The sequence below is a fragment of the Pseudomonas sp. SIMBA_068 genome, assembly GCF_046534705.1.
GTDB classification, from domain to species: Bacteria; Pseudomonadota; Gammaproteobacteria; order Pseudomonadales; family Pseudomonadaceae; genus Aquipseudomonas; species Aquipseudomonas putida.
This window is the reverse complement of record NZ_JAWRYI010001613.1, coordinates 1-237: the sequence shown is the minus strand read 5'-3', so window position 1 is coordinate 237 and position 237 is coordinate 1. Positions and strand designations below refer to the sequence as shown.

The window sequence follows — 237 nt, the reverse complement described above, 5'->3', positions numbered from 1 at the left end:
AGCCCTGGCTGAACGTGAAGTGCTGTTGGCCAAGGCGCCGCACATCGTCAAGCCCATGCGTTTCGTGTTGCCGCACCGCCCGCACTTGCGCCCGGCCTGGATGATTCGCGCCGGCCTGTTCCTGTATGACCACCTGGGCAAGCGCGAAAAACTTGCAGGCTCCAAAAGCCTCAAGTTTGGCCCTGACAGCCCGCTGAAAAGCGAAATCACCAAAGGCTTCGAATATTCCGATTGCTG

The 237-nt window shown here is 59.1% G+C and carries 1 pseudogene; it reads left to right on the top strand.

Annotated features, from left to right (window positions below):
• A pseudogene (locus SB756_RS35170) lies at positions 1-237 on the top strand (glycerol-3-phosphate dehydrogenase); the annotation flags it as partial.